Below are 17,877 nucleotides of genomic sequence, written 5' to 3'. Positions count from 1 at the left end.
TGAAGCGTTTCTTTTTTAACATATTATCCTTCACCCTGATGCTGTTTATCCTCGCTTCCTGCAGCGGAGTCAAAACCGAAAAAGTCCGGCTTGCGGAAGTGACCCGTTCCGTTTTCTACACGCCTTTATATATCGCCATCTCCGAAGGTTTTTTTAAGGAAGAGGGTTTGGATGTCGAACTGAAAACGACGTGGGGCGGCGATAAAACGATGACGGCCCTCTTGTCGAACGGCGCCGATATCGCGCTTGTCGGCTCTGAAACTTCCATTTATGTCAATGCCCAAGGCGCAAGCGACCCCGCCGTCAATTTTGCCCAGCTAACCCAAACGGACGGAACGTTCCTCGTCGCCCGCAAAAAAGCGGATAACTTTAGCTGGAAAGAGCTGAAAGGAAAAACCTTTCTCGGACAGCGCAAAGGCGGAATGCCCCAAATGGCCGGAGAGTTTGTCTTAAAACAGAAGGGCATTGACCCGAAACATGATATCGATTTAATCCAAACGATTGATTTTGCGAATATTCCAAACAGCTTCGCTTCCGGAACAGGTGACTACGTTCAGCTTTTCGAACCCCAGGCCTCCATTTTTGAAAAAGAAGGCATCGGCCGCATTGTCGCCTCCTTCGGCAAAGAATCGGGCCGCATTCCCTATACGACATTTATGGCAAAACAAAGCTATTTAAAGAAAAACGAAAAAACGGCGGAAAAATTCACCCGGGCGATCTACAAAGCGCAGCAATGGGTCGGGTCGCACTCTTCAAAAGAAGCCGCGCAGAGCATCCAGGACCAGTTTTTTAAAGATACGGAACCTTCGATCCTTGAATCGTCGATCGAACGGTATAAACAGCAAAAGTCCTTTGCACACGATCCGATTTTGGATGAAATGGAATGGAATCAGCTTCAAACCATTATGGATGAAGCCGGCGAACTGCCAAAACGCACCTCCCATCACGAACTGGTCAATACAAAGATCGCCGAAAAGGTCACAAAAAATCACTAGGAGGTGGCCGCATTGTCTTTTTTGCAAGTTCAGGACGTCACACATACTTATTTTTCCCTGAAAGAAAAAACGGCAGCGCTCGAAAATATCAGCTTTGAAGCGGAAAAGGGCGAATTCGTTTCCTTTCTCGGCCCGAGCGGCTGCGGCAAAACGACGCTGCTGTCAATCATCGCAGGCATCGTGTCTCCCACAGCAGGACGCGTATTGATTGAAAACCGCAAACCCGGCGAAAAAGACCTGCAAATCGGCTACATGCTGCAGCAGGATTATTTATTTCCCTGGAAAACCATTGAGGAAAACGTCTTAATCGGCTTGCATATTTCCAACAAGCTGACCCCTGAGACGGAAAAAAGCGCTTTGGAGCTGCTGGAAAAGCTCGGACTTTACCATGTCGAAAAAAAATATCCGAAGGAGCTTTCAGGCGGCATGAGACAGAGAGCCGCGCTCGCCCGCACCCTTGCCGTCGACCCGGATATCCTTCTTTTGGATGAACCCTTTTCAGCTCTTGACTATCAGACAAAACTGAACCTTGAAGATTTGGTATTCAACACATTAAAGACCTATCAAAAAACAGCCGTTCTCGTCACCCATGATATCGGCGAGGCGATTGCGATGAGCGACCGGATTTTGCTGTTTTCAAAACAGCCCGGGACGATTCATAAAACCTTTGCCGTCCCTGATTCCCTAAAAGGAATGACACCTTTTGAAGCAAGGCAGGAGCCGGATTTTCAATCCCTTTTTCAGAACATATGGAAGGAGCTCAATCACCTTGAACAACATCGGGCAGAAAGTTGATGTCCTTCATCAGGAGTTTTTAAAACAGCAGCAGGCGGAAAAAAGGCGGGTCCGTTTTTATCAAGCTGCGATCTTTATCATTTTTTTCGCGCTCTGGGAAACGGCCAGCCGATTGGCATGGATCGATCCGCTCATCTTCAGCTCCCCTTCGGCCGTCTGGGCGCTTTTCCTTGAGAAAATGGGAGACGGTTCATTGCCCGGGCACATCGGTGTCACAGTATTTGAAACGATTCTCGGCTTTCTCTTCGGGACTTTGCTCGGGACGTTTCTGGCCGCTCTTTTATGGTGGTTCCCGCGCCTTTCCAAAATATTGGACCCGTATCTCGTCGTCCTTAATGCGATGCCCAAGGTCGCGCTTGGCCCGATCCTCATCGTCGCCATCGGCCCGAGTCTTTCGAGCATCATCGCCATGGGCGCCATCATCAGCGTGATCATTACCACAATCGTCGTCTATACATCCTTTCAGGAAATCGACGAAAATTATATAAAAGTCATGAAAACGTTTGGGGCCACAAAAAGCGAAATCTTCAAAGAGGTGCTTCTTCCTGCATCGATTCCGACAATCATTTCTGCTTTGAAAGTAAATGTCGGGCTGAGCTGGGTCGGGGTCATCGTCGGGGAATTTTTAGTATCGGCACAAGGTCTGGGCTATATGATCATTTACGGGTTCCAGGTCTTTAATTTCACGCTCGTGATGCTGAGCCTTTTGATTATCGCCGTCTTTGCAACGATCATGTACCAGTGCGTCGAGCTGTTAGAGAAGAAATTGATGAAGGGAAGAGCATAAATATCGAAAAAGCCCCGGGTAAGCGGGGCTTTTATTTGATCATGCCGTCTTTTTTCAGCTTCTCAAGGCTGATTTTCAGGACGGAGTCTTTCATAATAAAGCTGTATTTTCTGTTTTTTACTATATCCTCCGGCAGATCGTCCATTAAAACAGGACCTTTCGTCTCATAGTACGTTTCCTGTTTTTCAATTTTATCAATCTCGGCAAAGTAAATATTTTTGATTATCACTTTTTCCCTGCCGAGGACTTTATATTGCCCGATATATGTCAGCTTTTTCACATCGGCTCCCGTCTCCTCTTTCACTTCACGCAGCGCTGCTTCCTCGGCATTTTCAAAAGGCTCTACTTTGCCGCCGGGGAACTCGTATCCTCTGTCCTGGTGATCCGTTAAAAGCCACTGATTTTGATAGCGGCAGATCACCCACACATGCTTTGGCGCTTGTGAAAAGGGATGATTTTCAAAGGAGAGCTGAACCGTGTTCCGGTAAAAGTCTTTAAATTCGTACATCATGATCCCTCTAATCCGTTTCCTTGCTTCTTCAACTCATCATATCACATATCCGCTTTTTCTGTAGTGCTTTTGTACATTTGCAAGCTGTAAATTTTCATTTTATTGTTTCACAAAAGGGCGCTCTCTAAAACACCGTATTTGGAAGCAAAAAAATCGGATGGGATAGAAACCTTCTGCATGAGCTCTGCGTGTTTATAGTGATGCGATAGTTTCATAAATTGCTAGCTTCAGACAAGCAAGGAGTTGTCATATATTGAGTTTTCATTTTGATACAGAACAAGAATTAACACTGAAAGCAGAAGGAAGCGGACGTTTTTTTGCGAAGAAAGGCGCGATGATCGCCGATCAGGGCCAATTGAAATACAGCAAACGGCTGCTCGGGACAAACCAGGGAAATATCGTCAAGCAGGTATTCAATCATTTAAGCAGAAAATTGACCGGGGAAAATCTCGAAATGATGGAAGTAACCGGCCGCGGAGTCTGCTATTTAGCCGATCAAGGCGAGCATGTCACGGTGATTAACCTGGAGCCGAACGGAATTTGGCAGAGCGTTTCTGTGGAAAGCGAGGATCTGCTCGCGTTTACAGAAGACTGCCATTACGGTGTTACGCCCGTCGGCGTCGGCGTTTTATCCCAAAAAGGACTGTTCACTTCAAAGCTTACATATAACGGAACAGGTGCACAAGTGGCCGTTAAAACGGCAGGCAACCCGCTCGTTCTTGAAAGTCCGTGCCGCGTCGATCCGGATGCAATCGTCGCTTGGACGGGACCGGCTCCAAAGGTGACGTTGGATGTGAACTGGAAAACGGTCATCGGGCAGACTTCAGGAGAATCGTATATGTTTGAATTTCAACAGCCGGGACAGATCGTGATCGTTCAGCCGTTTGAAAGACAATCGGGGCTCAAGGTGGGGCTTGACGATAATCGCTACAAGGCGGAGACGCAAAACAGCGCATGGCAGAATACACGCCAGGGCTTGACGAACCAGCCGGAGCATCATGGTCAAGATCAGGGCGGACTCGGCGGTATCGTAGGCAGCATTTTAAATAACAGAAGATAACTGCACGATGAAAAACCCCTTCTTTATCTTAAGAAGAGGTTTTTCTTTAATCAGCGGATTTCATGTCACAAAGGCCGTTCTCGCTGATAAATGTTTTCGCTTCTTCATTGCCGAGGCGATAAAGCATCTGATAAATATTCCGGCGAAGTTCGTCCATTTTATCATTTGAGCTGTCATAATGGTATTCGACAGCCGGCACGTGCGCCCGGAAAAAGTTGATCCAATCCTCGGAGTAGAGCTGGTCAAAATATTCCCTTAACAGAATGACATCTTCATCGGTTGCCGAAATTTGAAATTCCCAGGGAGATGCGCCGGGATGCTGCGAAATCATTCCATCTTGAACAGAAATATAGTATGTCCTTTTTTCCAAAGCCAATCATCCCTTTTTCCCGTTAGTATTGCCTGTTGCTTCTAAAAAGTTACCGTTTTCGGCGCAGTTTATTTTTAACGAATTCATGAATTTCCAGCAAAAACTGAGGAACCGGTATTCCCAGCGCATGAGCCGTGCCGACGATCAGAAATGTCTCATACAAAATATAAAAGACGATCGAAAAATCGCGGATTGAACTATCCGTCTGAAGCAGCTGGTCAAAAAAGTGCGCCACAGATATAAGAAAAAGCGTGACAAATTTATTCGCAAGCCTTGTAAACAAGCTCTTGACCGTGAATTGATCGTTCACGCATTCGTTTAAACTGTTACTGACAAACTCAATCCCCATTAACGTAATTAATATTAAAAATAAATATTCGATTGCACCAAACAAAAATCCGAAAAGTGAAAACCAGATTGAAAATAGCGAAAAGATGCCTAAGTCTCTGTTCATGCGCTTCAACATCCTTTCAAAAAAAGACTTTTCATAGCTTATCCTATGAAAAGCGGCTTTGAAAGGCTTGGATGAATTGTTTGACAATTTATAAAAAAGGCTTTAAAACGAACAAAAAAGACCGGGCATCAGCCCGGGTCCATCCATTATCCCAAATACGCCTTCAGCATCCAGTTGTGCTTTTCGATCGTTTGATGAATGGCGAGAAGCATGTCTCCCGTCGTTTCATCATTCACTTCATCGGCAAGCTCCATTCCGCTTTTCAGCTCTTCGGCCACCGTCAAAAAGTCATCATGAATATTTTGCACCATCTGTTCTGCAGTCTCTCCGCCGTCAGCTTCTTTGATCGATGAGATTTCAAGGCACTCCTTCATCGTTCCGACCGGAGAGCCTTGCATGGCCAGCAGGCGTTCAGCCAAATCGTCTATATATTGGGCGGCTTCCGTATACAGCTCTTCAAACTTTTCGTGCAGCGTAAAGAAATCTTTGCCTTTCACATACCAGTGATAATTATGTAGCTTGACGTATAGGACAGTCCAGTTTGCAACTTGTTTGTTAACCGCTGTTTTCAATTTTTCCGACATCTCTTATCGTCCTCCTTTTGATTCACTTATGGTTTACCCGTTTAGCTTGTACAGAAAACATTTCTTTTACTCTTGATCATGATTTCCGTTTCCTTATATGGTAAACTATTGTAAAAAGAACACGGAGGTTTTTTATGATCTTCTGGATTGTTGCAGGCTTTTTGATTACAGGCATTGTACTGGCATTATCACTGGTCACGACATCAAAAGCGTACGACTTTCAGCATCGAATCGACCCCCCTCCGCCAAACCGCCGGATAGAGGAAGAACGGCCTGATCAATGATGATGGCCGCTTTCTTCTTCCTCATCGTTCCCCGCCTGATCCTTTGCAGAACCGACTTTCACTTCCGTTACCGGCATCGTATGCTGCTTCTTAGCCGTGACATGGACCTGAACTTTATAAAGCCCGTCTTCCGGAAATGCTTTTGAAATGCTGTAGACCCCTTTTCCTTCATTCTTCGCTTTCTCAAGCTCGCTTTTCTCTTTGCCTCCGGACTTCCAAACTTCAAACTCGACTTCATCAGCATCTGCCACAGGCTCGTCCCCGTAAAGCACGGACGCTTTAATGACAGCCTTTTCATTTTTGTCCGCATGCTCAGGCGCCGTAAGCTTTGCGGTCAACAGCTTTGGCTCCTGTTCTGTTGATGCCGGTTTATCCGCCTGACCGCAGGCTGACAGGCCGGCCGTTAAAACAAAGAGTATGACCCATTTACCTAAACGCATCCCTATCACCCTTTTTTAAATATGATATATCACATATTCAAGTGTAGCAAAGTTCCGGCATTTATGGCATTATTTTCTTTGTGGACAAATGAAAAACACCGGCACAAGAACCGGTGTTTGAAAGGCATTATCCAAATACCTTTAATAAATATTCCTTATTTTGCGAAAGCCAAAAGCGCATCATGCGTTTTGCACCTTCCAGATCGTGAAGCTTCGCCTGGCCGCACTGCGTTTCGTTTGCAGCCGGAATTTCCGTCACTTCGACTGCTTCCTTAAACGTGTCTTCAAGCAAATCGACGATTTCTTCAGCAGTCGGCTCACCGCTTACGACAAGGTAGTAGCCCGTCTGACAGCCCATCGGCGACACGTCGATAATATCGAAATGGTCGTATTTTTCCGCGTAAGTGCGGATCGTAAATGCAAGCAGGTGCTCCAGTGTATGAATGGTATCAGGCTTCATCGCCTGTTTATTCGGCTGGCAAAAGCGGATGTCAAACTTGTTGACGACGCCGTCCGTTCCGACTTTGTGAACGCCGCAATGTCTGACATAAGGCGCTTTAACTGCATTATGATCAAGTTCAAAACTTTCTACTGAAGGCATGTTTCTTCTCTCCCCTCTATCGGTCTTTTTTTATTATATCACACTTTACCGATATGTTTTTAGGTAAATGCTTTTTCGTTTTGTACGCTTTTTTCTTATATTATAATATGAAGAAAAAAAGGTGCTGAAAACATGAAAACTCTGTTCCTGCTGATCATCCGCACGTATCAAAAATGGATATCGCCCATTTTGCCGCCATCCTGCCGCTTTTATCCGACCTGCTCAAATTACGGGCTGGAAGCGATTGAGAAACACGGCGCCCTCAAAGGAGGCTGGCTGACCGTCAAGCGCATTTTGAAATGTCATCCGTTCCATCCCGGCGGCGTTGATCCAGTACCTGAAAAAAAGCAAAAAGATTAGCGCTCTTCCTTATAGCCGTTGACAACAAGGTCAAGTCTGCCCGTTTCCGGATCGATGACAAGCCCGTGCACAGGAACGTCTTCCGGCAAAAGCGGATGGTTTCTTATAACGTTGACACTGTCTTTGACGCTGGCTTCTACAGATTCGAAGCTTTTCAGCCACTGTTCAAAATCGACGCCTGAATACTCAAGCGTTTGAATCCGTTCTTTCGGAATGCCGCGCTTGACTACCTTGTCCAAAAAGCTTTCGGATTTCAACTTGCTCATCCCGCAGTCATGATGGCCGATAACACAGACCTCGTCGGCATTCAATTCATAAACAGCGACAAGGATGCTTCTCATAATGCTTCCAAAAGGATGGGCGACAAGGGCGCCCGCGCTTTTGACGATCTTGACGTCGCCGTTGCGCATGTTCATCGCGTGCGGCAGAAGCTCAACAAGCCTTGTGTCCATGCAAGAGAGGATGACCATTTTTTTGTCAGGGAATTTGCTTGTTTCATACTTTTTATAATCCCCGCGTTCAACAAACTGTTTGTTAAACTGTAGAATATTGTCCAAAAGTTTCATGATCCAGTTCCTTTCTAAACAATGTTTTATATTTAAATATACCATACAATTTCAATTTCTTTCATCCATCAAAGCGTTTCCGGTTTTAATCCGATTTTTTCTTTTATTTTCCCTCTTTTCAAATCGTAATAATTACGATACAATGATACAGGATTGTTAAATCGTAATGATTTCAGTTTTTACGTTGAGAGGAGAAATACGATGAAAAAAACACTCGGATTGGCATCCGCATTCATTCTTGCAGCGGGACTGACGGCGGGCTGCTCAAGCACCGGAGCTTCCGGCGATCATAAAGAACACGACGGAAAATTGGATATCTACACAACCATTTATCCGCTTGAGGATTTCACCAAAAAAATCGGCGGGGAATATGTGAACGTCAAAAGCGTATACCCTCCAAACGTTGAAGCGCATACGTATGAGCCAAGCTCAAAAACGATGGCGGAGATTTCTGATTCCGATGCTTTCATTTATTCCGGGGTCGGTGTTGAAGGGTTCGCGGATAAAGCCGTGAACACGTTAAAAGGCAGCGACGTCAAAATCGTCAAAGCCGGCGAAGGCATTGGTCTCTTGTCCCAAACAGAAGAGCACGAACACGGTGAAGAAGAACACGATCATGATCACAAACATGAACACGATCATGACCATGGAGGTAAAGACCCTCACGTCTGGCTTGACCCGGTGCTTGCCGAAAAGCTGGCGGAAAACATTAAAAACGAACTGACGGCATTGGAACCGGAGCATAAAAAAGAGTTCGCGAAAAACTATGAATCTCTCAAAAAAGAGTTGGAACAGCTTGATCAAGAGCTTAAACAGACAGTCGCCAAAGCTGACAAAAAAGAGATCCTCGTCTCGCATGCCGCATACGGATACTGGGAAAAGCGCTATGGCATCAAACAGATCAGCGTGCTTGGCCTTTCACCGACAGAGGAGCCTTCCCAAAAAGAACTTGAAAACATCGTCAAAACAGCAAAAGAACACGACATTAAATACGTTATTTTTGAAAACAACGTCAGCAGCAAAATCTCAGAGATTATTAAAAATGAAATCGGGGCCAAAAGCTTGACGATGAAAAACCTTGAATCCGTTACAAAAGAAGACAGACAAAACGGCGAGGATTATCTGAGCATCATGGAGGAAAATGTGTCCGTATTGAAAAAAGCATTGTCAAATCAATAAAAGCAAAACACGCGCAACCGAGGAATGCGCGTGTTTTTTCGTTAATCCATATTAAACCGTTTCTTAAACTGTTCGACCCTTCCGCCTCTTTCATTGAATTTTTGTCTTCCCGTATAAAACGGATGGGTGTCTGAGCTGATTTCAACTTTAATCACCGGATACGTTTTTCCGTTTTCCCATTCGGCCGTTTCATCAGACGTTCTCGTGGAACGGCTCAAAAAACGGTAGCCGCTGTTTACATCCTGAAAGATCACTTGATATGTTTTAGGATGAATATTCGGTTTCATTATAATTCCTCCTTTTTAAAACGTAACAATTACGTTTTATTATAAACCACCAATATCCTCATGTCAAAATTTCACTCCTGTTTTTACATTTTTAAGCATCTTAACAAATTTCCCGACGAACAGGAAGAATAATCTAAAAAAGGAGGTAAACAATAAAAGCAAAATGGTGTGAATGAAAGGTGGTTTTCCGGATGAATGATTTAATGTTCGCTAGAAGCCTATTCGGAACAACGATGGGATTCCATATAATTTTCGCTACACTCGGTGTCGGAGTTCCTTTAATGATTTTGCTGGCTGAGCTGATTTACCAAAAAACAAAAGATCCCCATTACGCCATAATGGCGAAAAGATGGACGAAGGCACAGGCCGTTTTGCTGGGCGTCGCCATTCCGACCGGAACGATCGCTGGAACCCAGCTTGCCCTTCTTTGGCCGGGCTTCATGGAAGTCATCGGAAAGGTAATGTCCCTTCCATTTCAAATTGAAATATACGCATTTTTCATCGAAGCTTTATTTATGTCCATTTATGTCTATGCGGCTGACCGGCTGACTCCGCTCATGAGAATCACCGCCATCGTCTTCATCGTTATCGGTGCAGCGTCTTCAGCCATTTTAATTACAAACGTCCATGCATTTCAGGGAACACCTGAAGGCTTCAAAATCGTCAACGGGGAAATTACGGATGTTCACCCATGGACGGCCTTTTTCAATAAAAGCTTTTTCATTACGGCCAGCCATGTCGTCGTCTCGGCGTTTATGACAGGAGCCTTCATCATTGCAACGATCGCCGCATATAAAATGCTTCGCAATCGGAACAATGAAAAAGTGTATGCCCTTCACAGAAAAGCGCTTTTGCTCGGACTGCTCGTCGGCGGACTGTTTTCATTAATTACCGCGCTGAGCGGACACGAATCTGCACAGTTTCTTCACCGCTATCAGCCGGAAAAGCTGGCCGGAGCAGAAGGTTTATTTAAAACGCAGTCCTATGCTCCGCTGGCGATCGGAGGATTTCCCGATGAAGAGACGCAATCAGTTAAAGGAGCGATTGAAATACCGTGGGCGTTGAGCTTTTTGGCAGACAACCGGTTTGACACCGTTGTGAAAGGCTTAAATGAGTATCCACGTGATGAGTGGCCGCCTTTGTACATTCATACGCTGTTTAACGGAATGGTGCTGATCGGCATGCTGCTGATCGTTTACGCAGCGGCCGGCTTTATTTGGCGAAACGTTTTGAAAAAAGATCGTTTTCCGCGCTGGATGCTCGTCTTTTTCACGACGGCAGGGCCGCTCAGCCTGCTTGGAATTGAATTCGGCTGGGTGTTTGCATGCACCGGAAGGCAGCCCTGGGTGATCTACCACATGCAGAAAACGTCTGAAGTGGTGACATCCTCAGGATCAATCGGACTGCTGTTTTTCCTGTTTTTTATCGTCTACGTCATTTTAGGAGCAGCAGTGGTCTTCGTATTGCAATATTATTTTAAACGCCATCCCGTCGAAGAAGACCTTAAAGCATCGGAAGCGTAACAATACGAAAGAAGGGAGTCATACATGCAAATGGATGGAACAACAGATGCCCTGCTGGCCATTTCGATCGTGTGGGGATTTATATTTATCTACGCCGTCATGGCGAGCATGGATTTTGGAGCAGGTTTTTGGTCGATGATTTATATGAATAAAAAGCAGCTGAAAGCGACGAATATCGCCAATCGCTACCTTTCCCCGACGTGGGAGGTAACAAATGTCTTTATTGTCGGAATCGTCGTGGCCCTTTTCAGCTTTTTCCCGGGCGGAACGTTTGTCCTCGGGACGGTGCTTTTGCTTCCGGGCAGCATCATTTTATTGCTGTTAGCAATTCGAAGCGGCTTTTTGGTTTTTGCCCACGCTGCTAAAGGCTATGAAAGAGCGTTGACTTACGTTTCGGGAATCAGCGGATTTATTATTCCCGCCGTTTTAATTCTCGTTTTGCCCATTACCCACGGACATTTTGTGTACCGGCAAAACGGCAGCTACCGCTTGGATTTCGCCGATTTATTTTTGAGTCCGCACGCCTACTCGTTTATGGGATTTGCCATTTTCAGCACCCTGTTTTTGTCTTCTTTGCTGCTCGCTGATTTTTCAAATGTGGCCGATGAAAAAGACGCGTACCAGGTGTATCGCCGAAACGCTCTTATCACCGGACCGCTCGCTTTGATCATGTCCTTAAGCATCATGATGACAATGAGAACCGAAGCAAACTGGCTTTACACAAAAATGATGAACGGTCTGCCATGGCTGTTTTTATCATTCCTGCTGTTTTTGGCGGCCTTAGGCGCACTGTTTCTGCCGAATACCTACAATAAGGACCGGTTAGGAAAGCCGCGGCTTTCCGTTATTGCGATTACACTGCAGTATTTTACGGCCAGCTACGTTTACGGAAAGTCCCATTTGCCGTATATGATCCACCCCGAAGTGACGATACAATCCGGTTTCACCGCCCCGGAAACGTTCAGAGCGTTGTTTATCTCGTACATCGTCGGTTTTATTATTTTATTTCCCGGGTTCTATTACTTCTGGAAATTATTCATGAAGGACAGGCGGTACATAAAACAGCCTGAATAAGTATGAACGATGCGCAGGGCGGTTAAGCTAAGATCGTACACTATTTTTAAGGGGGCCAAAAAAAGTGGACCAAAAAATACTGTGTGAAGTTTCAAATTGCACGTACTGGGACAAAGGGAACAAATGTACGGCTGATGCCATATACGTCGTAAGCCATGCCGAAGGTGAAAAAGCTTCTACAACCGAAGAAACAGATTGTAAAACATTCAAACCCGAACACTAGAACAGATGTGATGAAGGAGGAACAGGCATGAACAGAGAGTCGCTGCTAAAGGCTTTTTATCAGGAAATCCAGGGAGCCGATGAAATCTCTTTTCAAAAGGCCGCCCGCTCCTTCATGAACTTATGGGATTATGAATACGGATGTCTCGACGGTTTGCCTGAGCAGGCAGACAAACTGATCGGACAAACCGTGCACGAGGACCTGCTTTTGCGGGACTAAAACAGTTTGCTTATTTAAAAAACAACACGGCACAAACAGTATTTGTGCCGTGTTTCAGACCGTTGACAAAACAGGTCGGATTTTAAAAATCCGACCTGTTTTTGTCCATTTTATTCTATTATTTCGATCAGAAGGCTGGCGATTAGGACCCTTCCAGGTCCAATTCGCCAGCTTTTTCAGATTCATGGCAGCGAAAACAAGCATCGCCTGCATGGACAATTTTTTCTTTCCCCGTAGGGTTGTCCAGCGCAGGCCATGCTTATGTTTTAAATCGGCAAAAACTCGCTCGATCGTCTCTTTACGTTTGGCATAGATTTGTTTATTCTCTTCCGTATGCCGAAGATGATCAGCTTCGTCTAAATGATCCTGCCAGATATGTCTGTGAATCATCTTTCGATGATCTCTACTTTCTGTACATGTATGTAGTAATGGACATTGTTTACATCGTTTTGGATCTGAAGCATACTCTCGATAACCTTGCCGATTGGTTGTGCGATAGGAGAGAATATGGTCTTGCGGGCAGATATAGACATCATAAAATTCATCGTAAACATACTCGTGTTTTCTCATGAATCCTTTTTTGGTTTGCGGACGCGTGTAAGGCATAACAGGGCGAACGTTTTCTTCATGAAGAAATTTTGCGATAACCGGTGTTTTGTATCCGGCATCAACTGCGACCGTATGAGGCTTGGCAACGCGCTCTTTTACTTGTTGAAACAGCGACGCGAACACTTGGCTGTCATGGATATTGGCAGGCTCAACAACCGTTCCCAGCACAAATCCGTTCCGATCACAAGCTGTATGAAATCCATAGGCAAAAAGACGTTCTCGTTCGCCTTTGACAAAATATCCGCTCTCAGGATCAGTTGTACTTTCCTTTACTTCTCGTTCCTCTAAGCATCGCCTGGGCTTTAAGGGCTTTTTTCCGTTCGCTTCGCGATCGGCATTAATTTCTTGATCTAGCTGCTCCTGATAAGCTCTTGTTTCTTTTCTTACGATCTTTTTCACAAACTTTTTCTTATTGGCATTCGCTTTGACATGTGTGCTGTCGATGAAGGCGACCGAAGGATCGACGAGGCCGAGATCCATGGCTTGACGTAAAATCTTATAGAAGATTGTTTCAAATAGGTCTGTGTCATGAAAGCGACGTTCATAGTTTTTACTGAAGGTTGAAAAATGAGGGATTTTTTCAGAGAATCCATATCCAATAAACCAGCGATAGGCTACATCAGTTTCGATTCGCTTAATGGTTTCGCGCATGGAGCGATGACCAAACACGTATTGAATGAGCACCATTTTAATCAGTACAACAGGATCAATACTTGGACGCCCTTTTGAAGAATAAAGAGGGGCAACTTTTTCATAAATAAATGAAAAATCAATGGCTTCTTCCATCTTCCTGACCAAATGGTCTTCAGGTACAAGCTCACTTAAGGCAAAGACTTCAAGCTGTTCACGCTGATCTTTAGAGTGTTTGGTCAACATGGTAAAACCTCCAAAAATTAGATTCCACACACATTTTAACAAAAAAAGCTTGTCGATCAAGCCACTTTTTTTGTGACTTTGTCGACAAGCTGCAACACGGCACAAACAGTATTTGTGCCGTGTTTTTATATATGCAATAAAAAGCGGTGAATGTTCTTTTCCCTAATAGCGGAAAGCAAATGGCCCGCTTTTTGTTCATCAGAATGAAGCGCAAGTTTCAGCTTTTGTATCAATTCTTGTCCCGATAATCGATTTCCCGGCGCTCCCTTCGGACAATCGATGCGGGCTTCGCAAATCCGTCCGTCCGCAAGAAATGCACGTACAATCGTAAAACGGCCTTTCGGAACAGCTTTCGGATCAGGGCGGATCCCGGCATCATAAACGCGGTGAATCCGCTCCATGAACGCCCGGATGCCGCTTGGGATCGGCTCGCGGCTGAAGCGGTCTGCCACAAGCTCCTGACCGTTTAAAGCAAGGGAGATGACGTACTCAACGCTGAAGCGGCCTTCTTCCCCTGTTGCGGGACGGCTTTCTGTTAAAGCGGCGTCTCCCCCGGGAGGAAAAACAACTTCAACCCTTTCCGTCTTTTCGGCAGAGATCCCATGCTCAGCTATAAGATGGCGGATGGCATCTGCTGCGTGGTGTGCTGCAGAGCAGAACGGGTAAATTTTAAACCACAGTCCGGGGTCAACGATTCTCCACGGCGCTCCCCAATGGTTTAACAAGGCATGCTGCGCTTTTTCCAAGTCGCCGTACAGGCTAAAAAAACCGAGTTCTCCATCAAGGGCCGCGTCCGAGCCCCCAAAGCCCGATTGAGCCAGCTTAACGGCAAACAACCCGGCCCGGGCAGCAAGACCGGCGTGCAGAGGCTTCATTTCCGTACCGAACTGTACCCTCATTCCCGCCGATTGAGAGGCGGCAAAACCGATCGCTCTTTCAAGCTCTTCAATGGATAGGTTTTCTGCATAACCCGCTGCACAGGCTGCAGCTATAGCGCCAAGCGTCCCTGTGTTGTGCCAGCCTTTTTCATAGTGCCGGCTGCCAATCGATTCGCCAAGCCTCGCCATGACGTCTACCCCTAAAATATAAGCGCCGAAAAAACGTTCATCCTCCCCGCGGGAAGCCGCGGAAGAAAGAAGGGCAGGCAATATGACCGCGCTCGGATGACCCCTTACATCGGAATGGACGTCATCAAAATCAAGCGCATGTGCCATAAATCCATTAAGCAGCGCTGCTTGTAATGGAGATGCTTTTTTTCCTTGGCCGATAAGGGGAACGATCGGTTTGCCGCCTTCCCCCTCGAGCAAGTGCAGCAGTTTTTTCACGCCGCTGTCGTTTCTTCCTGCATAAGCTGCGGCTGTGAAATCGAGCAGGCCCTTCTCTGCTTCACGCATCGCATCAGCGGAATCCTCAGGACGCGAAGATATAACGGCATGAGCCAGACTTTTTGTCAGCTCTTGTCCATTCATTTGACCGTCTCCAGCGCGATGACTGCCAGCTCGGCAAAATAGCGGGCGGCCGTCTTTAAAGCCGCTTCATCCAATGTAAATGCCGGATGGTGCCATTCTTCTGTTCCGCTGGTCCCCATCCAAACAAAAAAGCCCGGAATTTTTTCCTGGTAAAGAGCGAAGTCTTCTCCGCCGGGGGACTGTTCGGCCTGGACGGTTTGATAGCCGAGACGGGATGCCGCTTCTGCTGCCGCCGTTAAAAAGCGGCCGTCATTCTGAACGGAAGGCAAATATGGGAACCAGCGGAATTCAGCCTGAGCCCCAAAGCCGGCTGCAATTCCCTCGGCCACCCGTTTCATATGTTCCGGCACCGCCGATCTGGCTTCTTTTTGAAAGGTGCGGACAGTACCTTCCATTTCTACTTGGTCCGGAATTACATTCCACGAGCTGCCGCCCTGTATTCTTGTAATGCTGACGACGGCATTTTGCAGCGAGCTGATATTGCGGCTGACAACCGACTGCAAGCCGCTGACGATCTGGCCTGCCGCGGCTATGGGGTCGACGCTGTTGTCCGGAATGCCGGCGTGCCCGCCTTTACCTTTAACCGTGATCTCGAATCGGTCGACGCTCGCCATTAAGGCTCCTTCCTTCAATCCGATCGTGCCGACTGGCAAATCGGGCTTATTATGCATGCCAAAAATGGCGGAAACCCCGTCCAGCACTCCTGCTTCAATGACCTTTCTTGCTCCAGCGGCAATTTCTTCTGCGGGCTGAAAAATGAAGCGGACCGTCCCTTTGAATTCGTCCTTTCTACGGTTCAGCAAAATGGCTGTTCCAATGATCGAGGCAGTATGAAAATCGTGTCCGCACGCATGCATCTTTCCTTCGTGTTTAGAGGCAAACGGAAGGCCAGTCTGTTCCTGAATCGGAAGCGCATCGATATCCGCCCTCAGCACAATGACTGGTCCTTCCTCGCGCCCTTTGATTTCGGCAACTACACCCGTTTCAAGCCCCGGCACCTCAAGAACTGTAATATTTTCTTCCGCAAGCCAGCGGCGGATTTTTTTCGTCGTTTCAAATTCCTGAAACGACAGTTCAGGATGTTCGTGAAGATCCCGGCGAATGTTGATCAAACGCGTATGCAACGCTTCATGATATTCTTCGGCCATTCCATTTCATCCCTTCTATACAAGTTCTGCAGGCTCTCCTACCTGTTTGATAAATTTTTTCGTCCGTTCGTTTTTCGGATGATCAAACAGCTCTTCCGGTGTCCCCTGCTCGATAATATGGCCGTCCGCCATAAAAATCACCTGATCTGCGACTTCTTTGGCAAACGCCATTTCATGAGTGACAATGATCATCGTCGTTTGTTTTTCGGCGATCGATTTGATGACTTGAAGCACGCCTGCCACAAGCTCCGGATCGAGAGCAGAAGTCGGCTCATCAAGCAAAATCGCGTGCGGGTTGACAGCAAGCGCCCGCGCGATGCCGACCCTCTGCTGCTGCCCGCCGGACATCGTAACCGGATAGCTGTGGGCCTTATGTTCCAAACCGACTTGCTTCAGCATCTCCATACCGATGCGGTCCGCTTCTTCCCGCGATTTGTTTTGTGCGGTGATCAAGGCCTCTGTAATGTTTTGCAGTGCTGTTTTATTTTTGAACAGGTTGTAATTTTGGAACACCATGGCGGTTTGCTGACGAAGCAAATGCGCTTCCTTGCGCGTAAATTTTTCCGCATTCAATTTGGCTTCGCCGATTTCAATGACGCCTTGATCAGGACGCTCCAAAAGATTCAGACAGCGCAGAAGCGTCGATTTTCCGGAGCCGGACGGGCCGATGATCGCCACTACTTCTCCGCGCTTCACTTCAAGGTCAATCCCGTCCAGTACGACGAGATCCTTAAATGCTTTGCGAATATTTTTCACTTTTATCAACTGATTTCACCTCTATGTCCGGTATGGCTTGCTGACGGCGCGTTCAAACAGATCCTGCAAAATACTGTATATAATAGTAAGAATCCAGTAGACAATCGCAACAGCCAGATAGGTTTCAAAGTATTTTAAATTGCCTGATGCATACATCTTGCCTTGGGCAAACATCTCCATGACTCCCAAAGTAAAGGCCAAAGACGTTTCTTTCAGGAGGCCGATAAACGTGTTGCCTGTTGCGGGTATTGCGTTTCTGACCGCCTGCGGGAGAATGATCCGCCGATATGCCTGCAGCTTCGTCATTCCGACGGACAGACACGCCTCCAGCTGTCCTTCATCAACCGAATTCAAGGCCGCACGGAAGATTTCCGCCAAATAGGCGGCGTTTTTTAGGCTAAGTCCGATGATGGCGGCTGTCAAAGCCGTCATTTTGCTCATCTCCGGAAACAGCTGCGGCAGCCCGTAATAAATCAAAAAAAGCTGTACAAGCGTCGGCACGCCGCGAAAGAACGAAATATACACTTTTGACAGCTGATGAAGCACTGGAATATGGTTTTTTGTAATCAGTGCGAGTACAAGTCCCCCAATGATCGCAAAGATCATCGCCGCCACAGCCATGAACAGGGTGATCGGGAGGGCTTGAAGCAAAGTCGGGAATGCGGATATCATAAATCCCCAATCAATCGTATTCATTCTCGTGTTTC

Annotated in this window: 24 protein-coding genes; 11 read left to right on the top strand and 13 right to left on the bottom strand. The window is 46.5% G+C overall.

Going from position 1 to position 17,877, the window contains the following annotated elements; genetic code table 11:
- Positions 1 to 38: 38 nt before the first annotated feature.
- The 3 genes from MHB78_RS06665 to MHB78_RS06655 are packed head-to-tail and all read left to right on the top strand — an operon-like array spanning position 39 to position 2,577.
- On the top strand, positions 39 to 995 hold the full coding sequence (locus tag MHB78_RS06665; RefSeq protein WP_231947508.1) for an ABC transporter substrate-binding protein: 957 nt from the start codon (positions 39 to 41) through the stop codon (positions 993 to 995).
- A 12-nt stretch (positions 996 to 1,007) separates the two neighbouring features.
- Positions 1,008 to 1,790, top strand: coding sequence for an ABC transporter ATP-binding protein (locus tag MHB78_RS06660; protein WP_046131348.1), 783 nt, complete (start codon positions 1,008 to 1,010; stop codon positions 1,788 to 1,790).
- Positions 1,765 to 2,577, top strand: coding sequence for an ABC transporter permease (locus tag MHB78_RS06655; RefSeq protein ID WP_046131349.1), 813 nt, complete (start codon positions 1,765 to 1,767; stop codon positions 2,575 to 2,577). The genes MHB78_RS06660 and MHB78_RS06655 overlap by 26 nt, the downstream gene beginning before the upstream one ends.
- A 31-nt stretch (positions 2,578 to 2,608) precedes the next feature.
- On the opposite strand, the gene ytkD is transcribed toward MHB78_RS06655, so the two are convergent.
- The gene (ytkD, locus tag MHB78_RS06650; RefSeq protein ID WP_046131350.1) at positions 2,609 to 3,085 is read right to left on the bottom strand and encodes an RNA deprotection pyrophosphohydrolase; all 477 of its coding nucleotides are present in this window, start codon (positions 3,083 to 3,085) and stop codon (positions 2,609 to 2,611) included.
- A 256-nt stretch (positions 3,086 to 3,341) separates the two neighbouring features.
- Between ytkD and MHB78_RS06645 the strand changes: the two genes are divergently transcribed.
- Complete coding sequence (locus tag MHB78_RS06645; RefSeq protein ID WP_046131351.1) at positions 3,342 to 4,148, top strand: AIM24 family protein; 807 nt, start codon at positions 3,342 to 3,344, stop codon at positions 4,146 to 4,148.
- A gap of 46 nt (positions 4,149 to 4,194) precedes the next feature.
- On the opposite strand, the gene MHB78_RS06640 is transcribed toward MHB78_RS06645, so the two are convergent.
- From MHB78_RS06640 to MHB78_RS06630, 3 genes are all read right to left on the bottom strand, one after another.
- Positions 4,195 to 4,518 (bottom strand): hypothetical protein, encoded by a 324-nt coding sequence (locus MHB78_RS06640; RefSeq protein ID WP_046131352.1) that lies wholly within the window; start codon positions 4,516 to 4,518, stop codon positions 4,195 to 4,197.
- Positions 4,519 to 4,567: 49 nt separating this feature from the next.
- Complete coding sequence (locus MHB78_RS06635; RefSeq protein ID WP_046131353.1) at positions 4,568 to 4,972, bottom strand: phage holin family protein; 405 nt, start codon at positions 4,970 to 4,972, stop codon at positions 4,568 to 4,570.
- Positions 4,973 to 5,118: 146 nt separating this feature from the next.
- Positions 5,119 to 5,556, bottom strand: coding sequence for a Dps family protein (locus MHB78_RS06630; protein WP_046131354.1), 438 nt, complete (start codon positions 5,554 to 5,556; stop codon positions 5,119 to 5,121).
- Between the two features lie 134 nt (positions 5,557 to 5,690).
- Here MHB78_RS06630 and ytzI point away from each other — a divergent pair, with 134 nt between their 5' ends.
- Positions 5,691 to 5,840, top strand: coding sequence for a YtzI protein (gene ytzI / locus MHB78_RS06625; protein WP_099047069.1), 150 nt, complete (start codon positions 5,691 to 5,693; stop codon positions 5,838 to 5,840).
- Here ytzI and MHB78_RS06620 read toward each other — a convergent pair.
- Complete coding sequence (locus MHB78_RS06620) at positions 5,834 to 6,280, bottom strand: FixH family protein (protein WP_046131355.1); 447 nt, start codon at positions 6,278 to 6,280, stop codon at positions 5,834 to 5,836. The two genes, ytzI and MHB78_RS06620, sit on opposite strands and share 7 nt — an antisense overlap.
- 127 nt (positions 6,281 to 6,407) lie before the next feature.
- Complete coding sequence (locus tag MHB78_RS06615) at positions 6,408 to 6,881, bottom strand: S-ribosylhomocysteine lyase (protein WP_046131356.1); 474 nt, start codon at positions 6,879 to 6,881, stop codon at positions 6,408 to 6,410.
- Positions 6,882 to 7,013: 132 nt separating this feature from the next.
- Here MHB78_RS06615 and yidD point away from each other — a divergent pair, with 132 nt between their 5' ends.
- Positions 7,014 to 7,241, top strand: coding sequence for a membrane protein insertion efficiency factor YidD (yidD, locus tag MHB78_RS06610; protein ID WP_046131357.1), 228 nt, complete (start codon positions 7,014 to 7,016; stop codon positions 7,239 to 7,241).
- Here yidD and MHB78_RS06605 read toward each other — a convergent pair.
- Complete coding sequence (locus MHB78_RS06605) at positions 7,238 to 7,807, bottom strand: carbonic anhydrase (RefSeq protein WP_046131358.1); 570 nt, start codon at positions 7,805 to 7,807, stop codon at positions 7,238 to 7,240. The two genes, yidD and MHB78_RS06605, sit on opposite strands and share 4 nt — an antisense overlap.
- A gap of 201 nt (positions 7,808 to 8,008) precedes the next feature.
- Here MHB78_RS06605 and MHB78_RS06600 point away from each other — a divergent pair, with 201 nt between their 5' ends.
- Positions 8,009 to 8,986 (top strand): zinc ABC transporter substrate-binding protein, encoded by a 978-nt coding sequence (locus MHB78_RS06600; protein WP_046131359.1) that lies wholly within the window; start codon positions 8,009 to 8,011, stop codon positions 8,984 to 8,986.
- A gap of 41 nt (positions 8,987 to 9,027) precedes the next feature.
- Here the strand turns inward: MHB78_RS06600 and MHB78_RS06595 are convergent, their stop codons facing one another.
- On the bottom strand, positions 9,028 to 9,273 hold the full coding sequence (locus MHB78_RS06595) for a type B 50S ribosomal protein L31 (RefSeq protein ID WP_046131360.1): 246 nt from the start codon (positions 9,271 to 9,273) through the stop codon (positions 9,028 to 9,030).
- A gap of 191 nt (positions 9,274 to 9,464) precedes the next feature.
- Here MHB78_RS06595 and MHB78_RS06590 point away from each other — a divergent pair, with 191 nt between their 5' ends.
- From MHB78_RS06590 to MHB78_RS06575, 4 genes are all read left to right on the top strand, one after another.
- On the top strand, positions 9,465 to 10,796 hold the full coding sequence (locus tag MHB78_RS06590; protein ID WP_046131361.1) for a cytochrome ubiquinol oxidase subunit I: 1,332 nt from the start codon (positions 9,465 to 9,467) through the stop codon (positions 10,794 to 10,796).
- Between the two features lie 30 nt (positions 10,797 to 10,826).
- Complete coding sequence (locus MHB78_RS06585) at positions 10,827 to 11,870, top strand: cytochrome d ubiquinol oxidase subunit II (protein ID WP_173427501.1); 1,044 nt, start codon at positions 10,827 to 10,829, stop codon at positions 11,868 to 11,870.
- A gap of 64 nt (positions 11,871 to 11,934) precedes the next feature.
- On the top strand, positions 11,935 to 12,093 hold the full coding sequence (locus MHB78_RS06580; protein WP_065894679.1) for a DUF1540 domain-containing protein: 159 nt from the start codon (positions 11,935 to 11,937) through the stop codon (positions 12,091 to 12,093).
- A 27-nt stretch (positions 12,094 to 12,120) separates the two neighbouring features.
- A complete protein-coding gene (locus MHB78_RS06575; RefSeq protein ID WP_046131363.1) occupies positions 12,121 to 12,312 on the top strand; it encodes a hypothetical protein in 192 nt (63 codons plus the stop codon).
- 54 nt (positions 12,313 to 12,366) lie between these two features.
- On the opposite strand, the gene MHB78_RS06570 is transcribed toward MHB78_RS06575, so the two are convergent.
- The 5 genes from MHB78_RS06570 to MHB78_RS06550 form a co-directional block, all read right to left on the bottom strand.
- Positions 12,367 to 13,797 (bottom strand): IS1182 family transposase, encoded by a 1,431-nt coding sequence (locus tag MHB78_RS06570; protein WP_065894389.1) that lies wholly within the window; start codon positions 13,795 to 13,797, stop codon positions 12,367 to 12,369.
- A gap of 125 nt (positions 13,798 to 13,922) precedes the next feature.
- Positions 13,923 to 15,266: an MmgE/PrpD family protein gene (locus tag MHB78_RS06565; RefSeq protein WP_046130676.1), complete on the bottom strand. Its 1,344-nt coding sequence runs from the start codon at positions 15,264 to 15,266 to the stop codon at positions 13,923 to 13,925.
- Positions 15,263 to 16,414 carry a M20 peptidase aminoacylase family protein gene (locus tag MHB78_RS06560; RefSeq protein ID WP_046130677.1) on the bottom strand — a complete coding sequence of 384 codons (1,152 nt, stop codon included), beginning with the start codon at positions 16,412 to 16,414 and terminating at the stop codon, positions 15,263 to 15,265. Before MHB78_RS06560 ends, MHB78_RS06565 begins: the two co-directional genes overlap by 4 nt.
- A 15-nt stretch (positions 16,415 to 16,429) precedes the next feature.
- Positions 16,430 to 17,179, bottom strand: a complete 750-nt coding sequence (locus tag MHB78_RS06555) for an amino acid ABC transporter ATP-binding protein (protein ID WP_046130678.1) — start codon at positions 17,177 to 17,179, stop codon at positions 16,430 to 16,432.
- Between the two features lie 12 nt (positions 17,180 to 17,191).
- Entirely contained in the window at positions 17,192 to 17,866 is a 675-nt protein-coding gene (locus MHB78_RS06550) for an amino acid ABC transporter permease (protein ID WP_046130679.1), read from the bottom strand.
- Positions 17,867 to 17,877: the final 11 nt, after the last annotated feature.

Origin of the sequence: Bacillus sp. FSL K6-0138 (assembly GCF_037982765.1) — a bacterium.
Classification (GTDB): domain Bacteria; phylum Bacillota; class Bacilli; order Bacillales; family Bacillaceae; genus Bacillus; species Bacillus glycinifermentans.
This window is presented reverse-complemented; position numbering and strand designations above follow the sequence as displayed.

Excerpts from the sequence above, each read along its gene's own strand:
- MHB78_RS06595 (WP_046131360.1), bottom strand. The coding sequence starts at position 9,273 with ATGAAACCGAATATTCATCCTAAAACATATCAAGTGATCTTTCAGGAT.
- MHB78_RS06665 (WP_231947508.1), top strand. The coding sequence starts at position 39 with ATGCTGTTTATCCTCGCTTCCTGCAGCGGAGTCAAAACCGAAAAAGTC.
- MHB78_RS06575 (WP_046131363.1), top strand. The coding sequence starts at position 12,121 with ATGAACAGAGAGTCGCTGCTAAAGGCTTTTTATCAGGAAATCCAGGGA.
- yidD (WP_046131357.1), top strand. The coding sequence starts at position 7,014 with ATGAAAACTCTGTTCCTGCTGATCATCCGCACGTATCAAAAATGGATA.
- MHB78_RS06585 (WP_173427501.1), top strand. The coding sequence starts at position 10,827 with ATGGATGGAACAACAGATGCCCTGCTGGCCATTTCGATCGTGTGGGGA.
- MHB78_RS06635 (WP_046131353.1), bottom strand. The coding sequence starts at position 4,972 with ATGAACAGAGACTTAGGCATCTTTTCGCTATTTTCAATCTGGTTTTCA.
- MHB78_RS06550 (WP_046130679.1), bottom strand. The coding sequence starts at position 17,866 with ATGAATACGATTGATTGGGGATTTATGATATCCGCATTCCCGACTTTG.
- MHB78_RS06615 (WP_046131356.1), bottom strand. The coding sequence starts at position 6,881 with ATGCCTTCAGTAGAAAGTTTTGAACTTGATCATAATGCAGTTAAAGCG.
- MHB78_RS06630 (WP_046131354.1), bottom strand. The coding sequence starts at position 5,556 with ATGTCGGAAAAATTGAAAACAGCGGTTAACAAACAAGTTGCAAACTGG.
- ytzI (WP_099047069.1), top strand. The coding sequence starts at position 5,691 with ATGATCTTCTGGATTGTTGCAGGCTTTTTGATTACAGGCATTGTACTG.
- MHB78_RS06600 (WP_046131359.1), top strand. The coding sequence starts at position 8,009 with ATGAAAAAAACACTCGGATTGGCATCCGCATTCATTCTTGCAGCGGGA.
- MHB78_RS06590 (WP_046131361.1), top strand. The coding sequence starts at position 9,465 with ATGAATGATTTAATGTTCGCTAGAAGCCTATTCGGAACAACGATGGGA.
- ytkD (WP_046131350.1), bottom strand. The coding sequence starts at position 3,085 with ATGTACGAATTTAAAGACTTTTACCGGAACACGGTTCAGCTCTCCTTT.
- MHB78_RS06560 (WP_046130677.1), bottom strand. The coding sequence starts at position 16,414 with ATGGCCGAAGAATATCATGAAGCGTTGCATACGCGTTTGATCAACATT.
- MHB78_RS06565 (WP_046130676.1), bottom strand. The coding sequence starts at position 15,266 with ATGAATGGACAAGAGCTGACAAAAAGTCTGGCTCATGCCGTTATATCT.
- MHB78_RS06620 (WP_046131355.1), bottom strand. The coding sequence starts at position 6,280 with ATGCGTTTAGGTAAATGGGTCATACTCTTTGTTTTAACGGCCGGCCTG.
- MHB78_RS06570 (WP_065894389.1), bottom strand. The coding sequence starts at position 13,797 with ATGTTGACCAAACACTCTAAAGATCAGCGTGAACAGCTTGAAGTCTTT.
- MHB78_RS06605 (WP_046131358.1), bottom strand. The coding sequence starts at position 7,807 with ATGAAACTTTTGGACAATATTCTACAGTTTAACAAACAGTTTGTTGAA.